This window comes from Pseudomonas sp. CC120222-01a (genome assembly GCF_003097235.1).
In the GTDB taxonomy this organism is placed as follows: Bacteria; Pseudomonadota; Gammaproteobacteria; order Pseudomonadales; family Pseudomonadaceae; genus Aquipseudomonas.
Window position 1 is genome coordinate 182,531 of the sequence record NZ_QEQQ01000007.1, and the last position, 15,258, is coordinate 197,788.

Below are 15,258 nucleotides of genomic sequence, written 5' to 3' on the forward strand. Positions count from 1 at the left end.
GCATTAAGGTGAAGAAACCTCAGTGTACCCCGGCATGCCGCCGCGCCCTGCGCACAGGCGGCGCCTTGGCCGGGGCCTGCGGTGGCAGGTGGTGATGCTGGGAATGACGCCGCACGATACGCAGAACGCCCCATAGCATGGCGGCCGCGACGCTCAGCCACATACCCACCAGCATGAGGATTGCCATGGTCAGGCTCATGTGTGCCTCCTTCTCTTGGGCCAACCTGCGGTTCGCCCTCCAGACACAGCTTTAGTCTAGCTGCCCGCCCGTGACGTTCCATTGACCAAAGGTCGATTGCTTAAGCCGATTGGTTCCGTTCGCTTGTCGGACTATACCCGCGCCACGCGCCGCCCTATGATCGGTGGCCAGAGCCGGGCGCTGCCTGCCTGGCACCGGAACAAGCGAGTGTCCATGGAGCAATATTCCTGCAAGCGCTGGGCGACCGTCCCACGTCAGCTGTTGGCCGCCTGCCTGGTGGCCGCGACCCTGGGCGGCTGCGCCAGCGCACCCCCTGCAAGCCTCAAGGGCATGCCCCAGCGGGTCGAAATCAGCAGCGTGCCGTTCTACCGCGGCAATGCCAACCACAGCGGGGCGATGGCCCTGGCCGCGCTGCTCTCGCAGCAAGGTGCGCCAATCACCCCGGGGCTGCTGGACAAACCGCTGAATCTGCCCAAGGGCGCCGATGCGTTGGCAACCAGCATCCCGCGCGTGGCCCGCGAGTACGGCATGGTCGTGTACCCGCTGGACAAGCAACTGGATGCCTTGCTGACTCAAGTGGCCGCGGGTAATCCGGTGCTGCTGCGTTACGAGGAGGGTTCGGCGTGGTGGAGCGAACCGCGTTACGCGGTGCTGATCGGCTATGACAGCTTCAAGAAGCGCGTGCTGCTGCGCTCAGGGATGCATCGGCGCCAGCTGATGGCGTTCGACGACTTTGCCTCGGCGTGGGCGAAGGAGGGGAGTTGGGCGGTGCTGGTGCAGCCCCCGCGCCAGCTGCCGGCCCAGGTGGACCGCCAGCGTTGGCTACAGGCTGCCGACGAACTGGCCCGTGCGGGCCAGGAAGTGGCGGCAAAACAGGCTGTGCGCAGCCTGAACAAGTAGCCTTACCTGCACCGGCCTCTTCGCGGGCACGCCCGCTCCCACAAATACTGCAATGGTTTTGAACCTTGTGCAGTCCCTGTGGGAGCGGGCGAGCCCGCGAAGAGGCCAAGCCTGCTTACATCAGAAGCCCAGACGATCACGCAGGCTGTAGTACCAGGCACCGATGGCGCTGAACGGCACGCGCAGCATCTGGCCACCCGGGAACGGGTAGTGCGGCAGGCCGGCAAAGGCGTCGAAACGCTCGGCCTGGCCGCGCAGGGCCTCGGCCAGCACCTTGCCTGCCAGGTGGGTGTAGGTCACGCCGTGGCCCGAGCAACCCTGCGAGTAGTAGATGTTGTCGCCGATACGGCCGACCTGTGGCAGACGCGACAGGGTCAGCAGGAAGTTGCCGGTCCAGGCGTAGTCGATCTTGACGTTCTTCAGCTGCGGGAAGGCCTTGAGCATCTTCGGGCGAATGATCGCTTCGATGTTGGCCGGGTCGCGCGCACCGTACACCACGCCACCGCCGAAGATCAGGCGCTTGTCGCCGGTCAGGCGGTAGTAGTCGAGCAGGTAGTTGCAGTCTTCCACGCAGTAGTCCTGCGGCAGCAGGGTGCGGGCCAGTTCTTCGCCCAGCGGTTCGGTGGTGATCACCTGGGTGCCGCACGGCATCGACTTGGCGGCCAGCTCCGGTACCAGGTTGCCCAGGTAGGCGTTACCGGCAACGATGATGAACTTGGCGCGGATCTTACCTTGTGGGGTGTGCACCACCGGGTTGGCACCACGCTCGATGCGGATGGCCGGAGTCTGCTCATAAATGACGCCGCCCAGCGATTCGACCGCAGCCGCTTCGCCCAGGGCCAGGTTCAGCGGGTGGATGTGGCCGCCGCTCATGTCCAGCATGCCGCCGACATAGCTGTCGCAGGCAACCACTTCACGGATGCGCTTCTGGTCCATCAGCTCCAGCTGGGTGTGACCGAAGCGTTCCCACAGGCGTTTTTGCGACTCCAGGTGCCCCATCTGCTTGGAGGTCAGCGCGGCGAACACGCCGCCGTCCTTCAGGTCACACTGGATGTTGTACTTGGCCACGCGCTCACGGATGATGCGGCCGCCTTCGAAGGCCATCTTGCCGAGCAGCTGTGCTTCTTTAGGGCCGACGGTGCGCTCGATGACGTCGATGTCGCGGCTGTAGCTGTTGACGATCTGGCCACCGTTGCGGCCCGATGCGCCGAAGCCGACCTTGGCCGCTTCGACGATGCTTACCTTGAAGCCGTTTTCCAGCAGGAACAGCGCGCTGGACAGGCCGGTGTAGCCGGCACCGATGATGCAGATATCGGTTTCCACCTCACCCTGCAGCGCCGGACGTGGCGGCACCGGGTTGGCCGAGGCGGCGTAGTAGGACTGGGGGTAGGGGGTGTTAGCCATGCTGCAGGAACCTCTGTGTTTTATATTTTTAACGAATGTACCGATGCTATCAATAATAATAAACACCCGCTAGTCGTCTGTTGAAAATCCTTTACCGGCCTGCAGCGGGCCCTTCTCTATAAACAGTTTAAGATTCAGTGAGTTAGCGCGAAAAAAAGTGTTGACAGGGTTTTTGGATTGCGTAGAATGCGCACCACACGACAGGCACATAGCTCAGTTGGTTAGAGCACCACCTTGACATGGTGGGGGTCGTTGGTTCGAGTCCAATTGTGCCTACCAAACAAAGCCCCGGTTTTCCGGGCATCGAAAAGGGCGATCCGAGAGGGTCGCCCTTTTTGCATTATGGGCGCATCCGCGGTGGTGGCTACCGGCGCCTGTAGGTTTCTGAAAGTTTTTGATTTTTTTGAAAAAAACGCTTTACAGGTGCGCATTCGATCACTAATATGCGCACCACACGACAGGCACATAGCTCAGTTGGTTAGAGCACCACCTTGACATGGTGGGGGTCGTTGGTTCGAGTCCAATTGTGCCTACCAAATCTGAAGAAGGGCGTCCCGAAAGGGGCGCCCTTTTTTCATTTTCGCTGTTCGACATGGCGGCGCGTTCCAGGGGCGGCTAATCTCGCATTGAATGGTTCGAGAACATCGCCACGGAGTAGGTAGCGGCATTGTGTGAAGGCTGCTTGGCGTCTTCCGCCGATCCCGATGAGGGGAGCCTCTCCATGCAGGGTGCCAACGCGTCGCTTCACAAGAATACGCCTGAAGTCAGCGTCTCCGACAGCCGAGGGCTGACTGTCCGCAGTATTCGTTTTCACCGCCATCCAGATAGCACTGGCTCAACGGATTGTCGGATATCCCTCCTTCATTTCAATGCACGTGGCCACAACGTGCAAAGCATAGACCCGCGGCTGGCCCAATCCCGCCGCGATGCACCAGATGCCCCACCCAATCTGTTGTTGCAGCCAACTCTGACCGGGGCGGTCGTACGTACTCAGAGTGTCGATGCTGGCATTCTGCTTGCTTTGGATGATTGCGCAGGGCGGTCACTGATGCGTCGCAGCGGCGTGGGGGTCACCCGTCGCTGGAATTACCAGCCGACGGCCATGTCAGGGCGACTATTCGCACTTGATGAGCAGGCAGAGGGCGCCGAGCGTGCAGTGTGCGAGCGCTGGATCTGGGCGCTTGATGGTGCTGTCGAGCGAGCGAGTAATCTGGTAGGCGAGTGTGTGCGCCACTATGACACGGGCGGCCTGCAGCAGGTGCGCAGCATCGCTTTGACGGGGACGCCACTGCTCGTTGCCCGGCAAATGCTGAGGGACGCCGAGCGGCCTGAATGGCTTGGCGAGCATGAGCAAGGCTGGCAGGCAAAGCTGGAGCCCATCATCCACGTCAGTGGGTGTAGCGCCGACGCCACCGGCGCGGCACTGACGCAAACCGATGCGCGGGGGCATCGGCAGCGCCATGCCTACGATGTGGCTGGCCGTTTGAGCAGCTGTTCGGTGCGTGTGCAAGGCGAGGAGCACGAGCGCCGTGTGCTTGAGGCCTTGGCCTGGACAGCCGTGGGGCAGAAGCAGCGGGAACTGCATGGCAATGGCGTACTGACCCAATACCTATATGAAGCGCAGACGCAGCGTGTGTCAGCCATCAGGACGGAACGCCCGGAGGACCATCCGGCTGGGGCTCGATTGCTGCAATGCCTGCGCTACGTCTATGACCCCGTGGGCAATGTGGCCAGCGTGGGCAACGCTGCGCAGACTACTCGGTTCTGGCGTAATCAAAAGGTGTCGGCAGAAAACACGTTCATCCATGACAGCCTTTACCAGCTGGTGCAGGCGTGCGGCCGGGAATTGGCGGCGCACGGTCAGCAGGGGGAGGGTGTTCCGCCGGCAGTAGTGCCGTTGGCGGGTGGCCTCGAGGCGTTTACCCGTTATCGGCGCGACTACCAGTACGACAGCGGCGGCAACTTGACCCACATCCGTCACAGTGCGCCGGGCAGCGGCAACAGCTACACCACGCAGCTGGTGGTCTCGCCCCATGGCAATCGTGCGATGCGTTGGCAGGAGGGTCTTGAGCCGGGTGATATCGAGGGGATGTTCGACAAGTCTGGTCACGCGCTGTGGTTACAGGCGGGGCAGCCTCTGCAGTGGAATCCGCGTGGCGAACTGGAGCGCGTGGTGCAGGTCGCCCGCAGCACGGGCGATGATAATGAGCATTACCGCTACGACGGGGCTGGCAGGCGCCTGTTGAAAGTCACTTCCCGGCAAAGCGGTGACGGTATCCAGCAGCGCCGGGTCTTGTACTTGCCTGGGCTCGAGCTGCGCGACCAGGCTTTCGACGGCGCCGCGCAGAAGGCGCTTGAAGTGGTTGCGGTGGGCAGTGCCGGGCGAGGGCAGGTGCGCTTGCTGCATTGGCCCGATGGGTTGACCGGTGACTCGCTGCGCTACAGCTTCGACGATCTGCTGGGCAGCAGTCAGCTGGAGCTGGATGAGCAGGGCGAGGTCATCAGCCAGGAAGAGTATTACCCCTATGGCGGTACTGCGGTGTGGACGGCACGTAGCGAGGTGGAGGCGGATTACAAGACCTTGCGCTACTCCGGGAAGGAGTGTGATGCCACCGGGTTGTACTATTACGGGTTGCGGTACTACCAGCCTTGGCTGGGGCGCTGGTTGAGTGCTGACCCTGCGGGTGTTGTCGATGGGCTGAACCTGTATCGAATGGTTCGCAACAATCCCGTCACGCTCAAGGATCAACAGGGGTTGGACCCGGTTTATCCAGTGCTATCGGCATTTCTGGCTGATGTCATGACCGATGTGAACCACGATGCCTTGGGGTTCGTCGCGTGGGGTGAGCAACTTGATTCAGCTCCGCCATGGGCTATCGCCATCTGGGGTGACAACACCTATGTGTCGACGGTGAACAGGCATATGTCCATTCGGCCGCCGGGTGAGCAGGGTTTTCCGGATTTTGTAGGCGTTTATGATGGGAATGGAATTACTACGGAGACCGGGCATTACCGAACGCCGCCAGATTATGCAGCAGGCATTGAAAACAACAGGCCGCGAATAACCTCGCATGGAAGCACTGCGTCACTGGATTGGCGAATGACAATGTTCAGTGATCCTCAAGCGTACATGGCCAAGGTCAATGAATTCTGGAGAATCAATGATCGGGCAGAAAGGGGCCGAGCAGTATTGGCTTTTCTGAAATCGCATTGGCCGCAAGGTCTTGAAGAGCTCGCCTCTTCGTTCAATCAAAACAGGCCGGTATTGCTTCTGGAAATGTTCCAGGCCAATGGGCAGTTGCGGGATGTCGAGCAGACGGGCTTCCAGTGGGTGAGCCAGTTGTACGCAGAGGCCAATCAAATAATCTATGACTTTGTTGATAGCAAGGTGAAAGCGAAACAGCAGCAGGCCAAGGCGCAAGCCAGATATAAGTACGATGCAGTCATGGACATCTACAAAGGGAGAGAAGGCGATCTGCACACGGTGCGTCGATCCGAAGTCGAGGCGCAACTCCCACCAGCGACGCACTTGACTGCACCTGCACGAGGCCATCAGCGAAGGCCGGTGACGACCGTTACTCAGCCTGTGCGAAGGCCGAATTTATTTTCCAGAATAAGGCATGCCTTCAAGCATTGATGGTTGGCTTGCTCGGGCCAGGTGCCCCTGCTGCGCCAATCTGACCATCGGTCTGTACCGCGCCTCGTGTTAGAATCCGCCCCTTCGAATCTGGAGGTACACGCGTGCGCAAACTGGCAGTGGTATTGGCAGTGCTGGCCCTGGCGGGCTGTGAGAACGAGGTCGAGGGCGTGCACAAGCAGGTTGCCGAGCACCTGCACAACCCCAAGACCGCCAAGTTCGGCAACGTGCGGATCGACACCAAGGGCACCATCTGCGGCCAGGTGCGTGGCAAGGACGATGCAGGCCAGTACGAGGCTTACCGCAGCTACGTAGCGATCAAGGGTGCCGATGGCCAATACGAAATCATCGTCGATGACGGCGGCAACAACCTGCGTATACGCGAGTACTGCGGCGGTGCCGACCTGCAGCGCCGTGCCGAGGCATTGGCCGATCAGCCGGCTCCTGAAGGCTGGGATGTCGAAGTGATCCAGGGTGCCAACATGGGGGCGTTGACCGACATGACCGCACGCCTGATCGAGAAGGGCATCCCGTCCTCGGTCGAATACCGCGACGGCAAACCGGTAGTGCTCATGGGGCCGTTCCCGAGCAAGGCCGAAGCCGATGCGCGCAAGGCCGAGGTGATGGCCAAGCTGGGCACCGATTCGATCGTCATTCAGCATGGCGCGCAGCGTTAACTGTAATCTGTAGTCTTCCCCAGCTATGCTTGGCTTGAGACTAGCCAAACGGGGAGGGCCTCATGTCTACGCTGGAGCGGGCCATTGCCGTGGCCGCCAGGGCACATGAAGGGCAATACGACAAGGGTGGGGCGGCTTACATCCTCCACCCATTGCGAGTGATGATGCGGGTCAGCACGCCGGAGCAGCGCATTGTCGCGGTGCTGCACGACGTGATCGAAGACACGTCGCTGACCCTTTCCGACCTGGCCCGTGAGGGCTTCCCCCTGAAAATTCTCGCCGCCTTGCTGGCCTTGAGCCGGAACAAGGGCGAAAGTTATCAGGACTTTGTAGTGCGCCTGGGCAGTGACCCGCTGGCGCGCACCGTCAAGCTGGCAGACCTGGCCGACAATAGCGACCTTTCGCGTATCGCGATGCCTGGCCCGGCCGACCTGGCGCGGCTGGACCGTTACCGCGAGGCCAGTGCCTATCTGCAGGCGCTGCCCTGAGCCTCAGTCTTCCTTCGGCACCGTCCAGAAAATCTGCACGCCGCCGTCGTCGCGGTGGGCGAGGGTGACGTTGTCGTTCTCGGCGATTTCCTCGAGCAGGGTTGCCCAGTCATCGGGCGACTCGTGTTCCAGGCGGAAGATCAGCGCGGCGCGGCTGCGCTGGGCGAGGGGGTTGTTGATGATCTTCTGGATGCGCAGGCCCAGTTGCTGGTAGCTGCTTGCGGTTGCTTCGGCGGTGTTGGCCACGGAGGCGTTTCCTTGTTGTGCTGTATGTGCGTACAGTATTTCAAGGCAAAGTATTTCGCAACTGCATCGGTGCTGGATTCTTCGCGGGCACGCCCGCTCCCACAGGGGAATGCAGTACCTGTAGGAGCGGCTTTAGTCGCGAAAGGGCCGGTGCAGGCAACGCACCAGCCCAAGTCATACCCGAATCAGTACTCCCAGAAGATCCGCTGCAGCTCCTTGCTGTCCTGGGTCTTGGTCATCGCCACCATCGCCAGGATCCGCGCCTTCTGCGGGTTCAGGTCATGGGCCACCACCCAGTCATACTTGTCATCCGGCTGCTCGGCATTGCGCAGTACGAAGCCACCCTGGTTGACGTGGGACGAGCGAATGATCTGCACGCCGTTCTTGTGCAGTTCCTGCAGCGCCGGCACCACCCGCGACGACACCGAGCCATTGCCGGTACCGGCATGGATGATCGCTTTCGCGCCGCTCTGCGCCAGCGCCTTGTACGCCGTGTCGGTCACGTTGCCGTAGCTGTAGGCAATGTCCACCTGCGGCAGGCTGCTGATCTGCTTGATGTCGAACTCCGACTGGGTGGTATGGCGCTTGGCCGGCAGGCGGAACCAGTACGACTTGCCTTCCACCACCATGCCCATCGGGCCCCAGGCGCTCTTGAACGCTTCGGTCTTGATGTTGATCGACTTGCTCACGTCGCGGCCCGACTGGATCTCGTCGTTCATGGTCACCAGCACGCCCTTGCCGCGCGACTGCTTGTCGCTGGCCACCGCCACGGCGTTGTACAGGTTGAGCATGCCATCGGCAGACATCGCCGTGCCCGGGCGCATGGAGCCGACCACCACGATCGGCTTGTCGGTCTTCTCGACCAGGTTGAGGAAGTAGGCGGTCTCTTCCAGGGTGTCGGTGCCGTGGGTGATGACGATGCCATCGACGTCTTTGCTGTCGGCAAGCTCGGCGACGCGCTTGGCCAGTTTCAGCAGGTCGTCGTTAGTGATGCTTTCGGAGGCGATCTGCATCACCTGCTCACCGCGCACGTTGGCCAGGTCGGCCAGTTCCGGCACGCCGGCAATCAGCTTGTCGACGCCGACCTTGGCGGCCTGGTAGGTGGCGCTGTTGGCAGCGCTGGCGCCAGCGCCGGCAATGGTGCCGCCGGTGGCGAGGATGACCACGTTGGCCAGTTTCTGCTGGGTTTCGGCTTCCTTCGCCGAGGCAGTGGCGGGCAGGATCAGCAGCAGCGCGAGGGCGCTGGGGGCGAAGGATTTCAGTGCAGCATTCATAATTATTGTTCTCTCTCTTCCTAATGAGATGGTTGCTGTGTCGCACATAACGACAGGCAGATTCCGTACCAGCTGTACGCGGTCGATTGTGGGAGCGGCCTTGTGTCGCGAAAGGGCCACAGCGTGGCCCCGGCAATTCAAGCGGCGAAGCTGAGATCCTGGGGGCGCTTCGCACCCCTTTCGCGACGCAAGGTGCCGCTCCTACAAGGGCGTATTCCATTCGGAACCCCGAACAAGCATAGGAAAAGGTGTTCGGTTTTTCGTAAAAATTCCGGATAATCAGTACCAGCCGCGTCTTGCCCCTGCCAGCGAAACGGATTTGACAAAACCAGGTCTTGTTTCCATAGTTACTCAACGCAAACGTTTGCGATCCGATAAAAATCACAAGATTCGGAGTCATCTCCCATGAAGCTGCCCTTCCCCGGTCGTCTGCTGGCGCTCGCCGTCATGTCCTCGCTGTCCCTCGCCATGCCGCTGTCCGCTGCCCATGCAGAGGAAAAACCCAAGGTCGCGCTGGTCATGAAGTCGCTGGCCAACGAATTCTTCCGCACCATGGAAGACGGCGCCAAGGACTACCAGAAAGCCCACCCTGGCGATTTCGACCTGGTGGCCAACGGCATCAAGAACGAAACCGATACCGGTGAACAGATCCGCATCGTCGAGCAGATGGTCAACTCCGGCGCCAAGGCCCTGGTGATTGCGCCGGCCGATTCCAAGGCGCTGGTCTCGGCCGTGAAGAAGGCCATGGACCAGGGCGTCATCGTCATCAACATCGACAACCGCCTGGACCCTGAACTGCTCAAGAGCAAAGGCATCAGCGTGCCCTTCGTCGGCCCTGACAACCGCAAGGGCGCCCGCCTGGTCGGTGATTACCTGGCCAACCAGAAGCTCAAGGCCGGTGACCAGGTCGGCATCATTGAAGGCGTGCCGACCACCACCAATGCCCAGCAGCGCACCGCTGGCTTCAAGGATGCGATGGAAGCCGCGAAGATGAACATCGTCTCGGTGCAGTCCGGCAACTGGGAAATCGACAAAGGCAACGCCGTTGCCGCGTCCATGCTCAACGAATACCCCGACCTCAAGGCGCTGCTGGCCGGTAACGACAGCATGGCCCTGGGTGCCGTCTCGGCCGTGCGCGCTGCCGGCAAGACCGGCCAGGTGCAGGTAGTGGGCTACGACAACATCAACGCCATCAAGCCGATGCTCAAGGATGGCCGCGTGCTCGCCACCCTCGACCAGGCCGCCAGCCAGCAGGCCGTGTACGGCATCCAGGCAGCGCTGAAAGTACTCAAGGGCGAGAAGCCGGACGTGGACGCCGACAACGTCATCCAGACCCCGGTCGAACTGATCACCAAGCCCTGACCTCAGCAGGAGAGATGGCCATGTCAGCATCGGCCAATGAAGTGGTGCTTGCCGCCAGTGGCCTGGGCAAGAGCTACGCCCAGCCGGTGCTGGCCGAGGTCAGCCTGGCCCTGCGCGCCGGCGAAGTGCTGGCGCTGACCGGCGAGAACGGGGCGGGCAAGAGCACGCTGTCCAAGCTCATTTGCGGCCTGGAAACCCCCACCACCGGGCACATGACCTACCGCGGCCAGGCCTACGCGCCGGGCAGCCGCAGCGAGGCCGAGCGCCTCGGCGTGCGCATGGTCATGCAGGAACTCAACCTGCTGCCGACCCTGACCGTGGCGGAAAACCTGTTCCTCGACAACCTGCCCAGCCGCTTCGGCTGGATCAGCCACAAGCGCCTGCGCCAGCTGGCCACGGCCGCCATGGCCCAGGTCGGCCTGGACGCCATCGACCCGGACACCCCGGTCGGCGAGCTGGGCATCGGCCATCAGCAGATGGTCGAGATCGCCCGCAACCTGATCGGCGACTGCCATGTGCTGATCTTCGACGAGCCCACGGCGATGCTCACCGCCCGCGAAGTGGAGCTGCTGTTCGCCCAGATCGAGCGCCTGCGCCAGCGCGGCGTGGCGATCGTCTACATCTCCCACCGCCTTGAAGAGCTGCAGCGCGTGGCCCAGCGCATTGTCGTGCTGCGCGACGGCCAACTGGTGTGCGACGAGCCGATCCAGCGCTACAGCAGCGCCGAGCTGGTCAACCTGATGGTCGGCCGCGAACTGGGCGAGCATATCGACCTGGGGCGGCGGACCATCGGCGCGCCGTTGCTCAAGGTCGACAAGCTGCGCCGCGGCGACAAGGTGCGTGATGTGTCGCTGCAGGTCAGGGCAGGGGAGATCTTTGGCATCTCCGGGCTGATCGGCGCCGGGCGCACCGAGCTGCTGCGGCTGATCTACGGCGCCGACCGTGCCGACAGCGGAAGCATCGAAATCGGCCAGCCGCTCAAGGCGGTCACCATCGATTCGCCCAAGGCGGCGGTAAAGGCCGGTATCGCGCTGATCACCGAGGACCGCAAAGGCGAAGGCCTGCTGCTGACTCAATCGATCAGCGCCAACATCGCCCTGGGCAACCTGCCCGCCGTTTCCCGCGCTGGGGTGCTCGACGGCGAGGCGGAACAGGCCCTGGCCGAACGCCAGATCAGCGCCATGCGCATCCGCAGCGCCAGCCCGGCGCAGGTGGTCGGCGAACTGTCCGGCGGCAACCAGCAGAAAGTGGTGATCGGCCGCTGGCTGGAGCGCGATTGCCAGGTGCTGCTGTTCGACGAGCCCACCCGCGGTATCGACGTCGGCGCCAAGTTCGACATCTATGGCCTGCTGGCCGAGCTGGCGCGCCAGGGCAAGGCCCTGGTGGTGGTGTCCAGCGACCTGCGCGAACTGATGCTGATCTGCGACCGCATCGCCGTGCTTTCCGCCGGCCGCCTGATCGACACCTTCGACCGCGAAAACTGGAGCCAGGATCAACTGCTGGCCGCCGCCTTCGCCGGCTATCAAAAACGTGATGCCCTGCTGCACGACGCAGCGCCCAGGATGGATGCATGAAGACCACACCCCTCGACACCCCGAGCGGCGCGCCGGTGCGCCGCAGCGGCACTTATTTCGGCCTGGGCACCTACTTGGGCCTGGCCGGCGCCTTGCTGGCGATGATCGTGCTGTTCTCGTTCCTGAGCAGCCACTTCTGGTCGTACGCCACCTTCAGCACCCTGGCCAACCAGATCCCCGACCTGATGGTGCTGGCCGTGGGCATGACCTTCGTGCTGATCATCGGCGGCATCGACCTGTCGGTCGGCTCGGTACTGGCCCTGGCGGCTTCCACAGTCAGCGTGGCGATCCTCGGCTGGGGCTGGGGCGTGTTGCCCGCGGCTTTGCTCGGCATGGCCGTCGCCGCGCTGGCCGGCAGCATCACCGGTGGCGTCACCGTGGCCTGGCGCATCCCGTCGTTCATCGTCTCGCTCGGCGTACTGGAGATGGCCCGCGGCCTGGCCTACCAGTTCACCGACTCGCGCACCGCCTATATCGGCGATGCCTACGCCTGGTTCTCCGACCCGGTCGCCTTCGGCATCTCGCCGGCCTTCATCATCGCCTTGCTGGTGATCGTTTTGGCCCAGCTGGTGCTGACCCGCACGGTGTTCGGCCGCTACCTGATCGGCATCGGTACCAACGAAGAGGCCGTGCGCCTGGCCGGCATCGACCCGCGCCCGTACAAGGTGCTGGTGTTCGCCCTGATGGGGCTGCTCGCCGGTCTGGCCGCGCTGTTCCAGATCTCGCGCCTGGAAGCCGCCGACCCCAATGCCGGGTCCGGCCTGGAGCTGCAGGTGATCGCCGCCGTGGTAATCGGCGGCACCAGCCTGATGGGCGGGCGCGGCTCGGTCATCAGTACGTTCTTCGGCGTGCTGATCATTTCCGTGCTGGCCGCAGGCCTTGCACAGATCGGCGCGTCGGAACCCACCAAACGCATTATCACCGGGGCGGTCATCGTCATCGCCGTGGTGCTCGACACTTATCGCAGCCGGCGTGCAGGCCGGCGGAACTGACAACATGGCAACCATCAAAGACGTCGCGGCCCTCGCGGGCATTTCCTACACCACGGTATCCCATGTCCTGAACAAGACCCGCCCGGTCAGCGAGCAGGTACGGCTCAAGGTCGAAGCGGCCATCCTTGAGCTCGACTACGTGCCCAGCGCCGTGGCGCGCTCGCTCAAGGCGCGCAGCACGGCCACCATCGGCCTGCTGGTGCCCAACAGCGTCAACCCGTACTTTGCCGAGCTGGCCCGGGGTATCGAGGATGCTTGCGAGCGCAACGGCTATTGCGTGATTTTGTGCAACTCCGACGACAACCCGCAAAAGCAGCGCAGCTACCTGCGCGTGTTGCTGGAAAAGCGCATCGACGGCCTGGTGGTGGCGTCGGTGGGCGAGGATGCCGACCTGCTGCAGAGCCTGGCCTGTGTGCGCACGCCGATGGTCATCGTCGACCGCGAACTGGAAGGCGTCGATGCCGACCTGGTGCGCATCGACCATGAACACGGTGCCTACCTGGCGACTCGCCATCTGCTGGAGCTGGGCCATCGCGACATCGCCTACATCAGCGGCCCGGCCGAGACCGGTGTCACCCAATTGCGCCTGAGCGGCTTCCGCCGGGCAATGGCCGAAGCCGGGGCCGAGGTGCTGGCCGGCCGTGTGCTGCATTGCGACTTCACCAGCCCGGGTGGCCATGCCGCCGCCGCACAGTTGCTCGACGGCGAGCGGCCGACGGCGATCTTCGCCGGCAACGACATGATCGGTTTCGGCGTATTGCGCGCCGCTGCCGAGCGCAACATCAACGTGCCGGGCGAACTGTCGGTGATTGGCTTCGACGACATCGAATTGAGCCGCTATGTGTACCCGCCGCTGACCACGGTCGGCCAGTCGATTCGCGAGCTGGGCGAAAATGCTGCCGCCTTGCTGCTGTCGCGCATCGCCACGCCGCGTCGCGATGCGGCCGAACAGCGCATTGTCGCCCCGCGCATTGTGCTGCGCGAGTCCACCGGGCCACGCTCGGACCTGTTCAATGATTACCGCTAAGGAATTGCCATGCATGCCAAGGTAGTGGTGGTCGGGAGCCTCAACATGGACCTGGTGGCCCGCGCCCAGCGGCTGCCGCGAGCCGGCGAAACGTTGGCCGGGGAGAGTTTTTTCACCGTGCCTGGCGGCAAGGGTGCCAACCAGGCGGTGGCGGTGGCGCGCCTGGGTGGCAGCGTGGCGATGGTCGGCAATGTTGGCGATGACGCCTACGGCCAGCAGTTGCGCCAGGCGCTGGAAGTGGAAGGCATCGATTGCCAGGCGGTCAGCGTTTGCCCTGGCGTCTCCAGTGGCGTGGCGCTGATTACCGTGGACGCTGCCAGCCAGAACTGCATCGTCATCATCCCGGGTGGCAACGGGCTGCTGACGCCCGAGTCGGTGCAGCGTTTCGATGCGTTACTGCAGGCGGCCGAAGTGATCATCTGCCAGCTTGAGGTACCGGCCGAGACCGTGGCCTGGACCCTGGCCAGAGGGCGCGAGCTGGGCAAGCAAGTGATCTTGAACCCGGCGCCCGCCACAGGCCCGCTGCCGGCAGAGTGGTTCGCCCATATCGACTACCTCACCCCCAATGAAAGCGAGGCCGAGGCGCTGACCGGGGAGCCGGTCAATGACTTGGACAGTGCCCGCCGCGCAGGTGAGCGCCTGCTGCAGCTGGGCGCACGCAAGGTGATCGTCACCCTCGGTGCGCAGGGGGCATTGTTCGTCAGCCGCGACGGCAGTCAGCACTTCCCGGCGCCCCAGGTACAGCCGCTGGACACCACGGCAGCGGGCGACACCTTCATCGGCGGTTTTGCCGCTGCATTGGTGCAGGGCAAGGGGGAGGGCGAGGCCATCGCTTTCGGCCAGCGCGCTGCGGCCTTGTCCGTCACCCGAGCCGGTGCCCAGCCGTCGATTCCCTATCTGGCGGAGCTGACCCCATGAAAAAGACCACGCTGCTCAACGTCGCGCTGTCGCGGACCATTGCCGGGATGGGCCATGGCGACATCCTGGTGATCGGCGATGCCGGGTTGCCGGTGCCGCCAGGCGTCGAACTGATCGACCTGGCATTGACGGCGGGGGTGCCGGATTTTGCCAGCGTGCTGCGCGCAGTGCTGAGTGAGCTGCAAGTGGAGCGGCACGTGCTGGCCGAAGAGATGCAGAAAGTGGTGCCGCCGGCGCTGGTCGAGGTCGAGCGCTTGAAGGGCAAGCTGGGCAAGCGTGAATGGCTGAGCCATGAAGCTTTCAAAGAACTGTCGCGCAGCGCCCGGGCAATCGTTCGTACCGGAGAATGCCAGCCCTACAGCAACATCGCCCTGATTTCCGGCGTCACCTTCTAGCAAGCGAAACGCGATGCGCTTTTTTATTGTGGGAGCGGCCTTGCGTCGCGAAAGGGCCGCGAAGCGGCCCCGGCAATTCATGCGGCGAAGCTGAAATCCTGGGGGCGCTGCGCACCCCTTTCGCGACGCAAGGCCGCTCCCACACAAAAGCGCACCTCGTTCCAT

The 15,258-nt window shown here is 63.1% G+C and carries 14 protein-coding genes and 2 tRNA genes; 12 read left to right on the forward strand and 4 right to left on the reverse strand.

The genetic code is table 11. From position 1 onward, the window contains the following. Window positions 1-19: 19 nt before the first annotated feature. A complete protein-coding gene (locus N430_RS12050; protein WP_110638688.1) occupies window positions 20-199 on the reverse strand; it encodes a hypothetical protein in 180 nt (59 codons plus the stop codon). Between the two features lie 156 nt (window positions 200-355). Here N430_RS12050 and N430_RS12055 point away from each other — a divergent pair, with 156 nt between their 5' ends. Then, window positions 356-1,099 carry a peptidase C39 family protein gene (locus tag N430_RS12055; protein WP_110638687.1) on the forward strand — a complete coding sequence of 248 codons (744 nt, stop codon included), beginning with the start codon at window positions 356-358 and terminating at the stop codon, window positions 1,097-1,099. Between the two features lie 120 nt (window positions 1,100-1,219). Here N430_RS12055 and N430_RS12065 read toward each other — a convergent pair whose 3' ends face one another. Then, on the reverse strand, window positions 1,220-2,503 hold the full coding sequence (locus tag N430_RS12065) for an FAD-binding oxidoreductase (RefSeq protein ID WP_110638686.1): 1,284 nt from the start codon (window positions 2,501-2,503) through the stop codon (window positions 1,220-1,222). Between the two features lie 202 nt (window positions 2,504-2,705). Here N430_RS12065 and N430_RS12070 point away from each other — a divergent pair. The 5 genes from N430_RS12070 (at window position 2,706) to N430_RS12090 (ending at window position 7,305) form a co-directional block, all read left to right on the forward strand. Continuing rightward, window positions 2,706-2,782: transfer RNA gene (locus tag N430_RS12070), tRNA-Val, on the forward strand. 180 nt (window positions 2,783-2,962) lie between these two features. Further along, window positions 2,963-3,039 (forward strand) — tRNA-Val (locus N430_RS12075). Window positions 3,040-3,224: 185 nt separating this feature from the next. Beyond that, window positions 3,225-6,140, forward strand: coding sequence for an RHS repeat domain-containing protein (locus tag N430_RS12080; RefSeq protein WP_110638685.1), 2,916 nt, complete (start codon window positions 3,225-3,227; stop codon window positions 6,138-6,140). Window positions 6,141-6,244: 104 nt separating this feature from the next. Further along, entirely contained in the window at window positions 6,245-6,817 is a 573-nt protein-coding gene (locus N430_RS12085) for an SPOR domain-containing protein (protein ID WP_110638684.1), read from the forward strand. A 62-nt stretch (window positions 6,818-6,879) separates the two neighbouring features. Continuing rightward, on the forward strand, window positions 6,880-7,305 hold the full coding sequence (locus tag N430_RS12090) for a GTP pyrophosphokinase (protein ID WP_110638683.1): 426 nt from the start codon (window positions 6,880-6,882) through the stop codon (window positions 7,303-7,305). Window positions 7,306-7,308: 3 nt separating this feature from the next. Here the strand turns inward: N430_RS12090 and N430_RS12095 are convergent, their stop codons facing one another. Next, window positions 7,309-7,551, reverse strand: a complete 243-nt coding sequence (locus N430_RS12095) for a DUF1654 domain-containing protein (RefSeq protein ID WP_103446780.1) — start codon at window positions 7,549-7,551, stop codon at window positions 7,309-7,311. A 185-nt stretch (window positions 7,552-7,736) separates the two neighbouring features. Next, the gene (locus N430_RS12100) at window positions 7,737-8,825 is read right to left on the reverse strand and encodes an asparaginase (protein ID WP_110638682.1); all 1,089 of its coding nucleotides are present in this window, start codon (window positions 8,823-8,825) and stop codon (window positions 7,737-7,739) included. 405 nt (window positions 8,826-9,230) lie between these two features. Here N430_RS12100 and N430_RS12105 point away from each other — a divergent pair, with 405 nt between their 5' ends. Genes N430_RS12105 through rbsD form a run of 6 tightly spaced genes read left to right on the forward strand, consistent with a single transcriptional unit; the run spans window position 9,231 to window position 15,093 of the window. Next, window positions 9,231-10,187 (forward strand): sugar ABC transporter substrate-binding protein, encoded by a 957-nt coding sequence (locus tag N430_RS12105; RefSeq protein WP_110638681.1) that lies wholly within the window; start codon window positions 9,231-9,233, stop codon window positions 10,185-10,187. A gap of 20 nt (window positions 10,188-10,207) precedes the next feature. After that, window positions 10,208-11,761, forward strand: a complete 1,554-nt coding sequence (locus tag N430_RS12110) for a sugar ABC transporter ATP-binding protein (protein WP_110638680.1) — start codon at window positions 10,208-10,210, stop codon at window positions 11,759-11,761. After that, on the forward strand, window positions 11,758-12,753 hold the full coding sequence (locus N430_RS12115; RefSeq protein ID WP_110638679.1) for an ABC transporter permease: 996 nt from the start codon (window positions 11,758-11,760) through the stop codon (window positions 12,751-12,753). Before N430_RS12110 ends, N430_RS12115 begins: the two co-directional genes overlap by 4 nt. A gap of 4 nt (window positions 12,754-12,757) precedes the next feature. After that, a complete protein-coding gene (locus tag N430_RS12120; protein ID WP_110638678.1) occupies window positions 12,758-13,780 on the forward strand; it encodes a LacI family DNA-binding transcriptional regulator in 1,023 nt (340 codons plus the stop codon). A gap of 9 nt (window positions 13,781-13,789) precedes the next feature. After that, entirely contained in the window at window positions 13,790-14,698 is a 909-nt protein-coding gene (rbsK, locus tag N430_RS12125; RefSeq protein WP_110638677.1) for a ribokinase, read from the forward strand. Beyond that, on the forward strand, window positions 14,695-15,093 hold the full coding sequence (rbsD, locus tag N430_RS12130; RefSeq protein WP_110638676.1) for a D-ribose pyranase: 399 nt from the start codon (window positions 14,695-14,697) through the stop codon (window positions 15,091-15,093). The genes rbsK and rbsD overlap by 4 nt, the downstream gene beginning before the upstream one ends. Window positions 15,094-15,258: the final 165 nt, after the last annotated feature.

Bases quoted from the DNA above. Each gene is read 5' to 3' on its own strand.
- N430_RS12065 (WP_110638686.1), bottom strand. From the start codon at position 2,503: ATGGCTAACACCCCCTACCCCCAGTCCTACTACGCCGCCTCGGCCAAC.
- N430_RS12080 (WP_110638685.1), top strand. From the start codon at position 3,225: ATGCAGGGTGCCAACGCGTCGCTTCACAAGAATACGCCTGAAGTCAGC.
- rbsD (WP_110638676.1), top strand. From the start codon at position 14,695: ATGAAAAAGACCACGCTGCTCAACGTCGCGCTGTCGCGGACCATTGCC.
- N430_RS12090 (WP_110638683.1), top strand. From the start codon at position 6,880: ATGTCTACGCTGGAGCGGGCCATTGCCGTGGCCGCCAGGGCACATGAA.
- N430_RS12110 (WP_110638680.1), top strand. From the start codon at position 10,208: ATGTCAGCATCGGCCAATGAAGTGGTGCTTGCCGCCAGTGGCCTGGGC.
- N430_RS12120 (WP_110638678.1), top strand. From the start codon at position 12,758: ATGGCAACCATCAAAGACGTCGCGGCCCTCGCGGGCATTTCCTACACC.
- N430_RS12105 (WP_110638681.1), top strand. From the start codon at position 9,231: ATGAAGCTGCCCTTCCCCGGTCGTCTGCTGGCGCTCGCCGTCATGTCC.
- N430_RS12100 (WP_110638682.1), bottom strand. From the start codon at position 8,825: ATGAATGCTGCACTGAAATCCTTCGCCCCCAGCGCCCTCGCGCTGCTG.
- N430_RS12115 (WP_110638679.1), top strand. From the start codon at position 11,758: ATGAAGACCACACCCCTCGACACCCCGAGCGGCGCGCCGGTGCGCCGC.
- rbsK (WP_110638677.1), top strand. From the start codon at position 13,790: ATGCATGCCAAGGTAGTGGTGGTCGGGAGCCTCAACATGGACCTGGTG.
- N430_RS12050 (WP_110638688.1), bottom strand. From the start codon at position 199: ATGAGCCTGACCATGGCAATCCTCATGCTGGTGGGTATGTGGCTGAGC.
- N430_RS12055 (WP_110638687.1), top strand. From the start codon at position 356: ATGATCGGTGGCCAGAGCCGGGCGCTGCCTGCCTGGCACCGGAACAAG.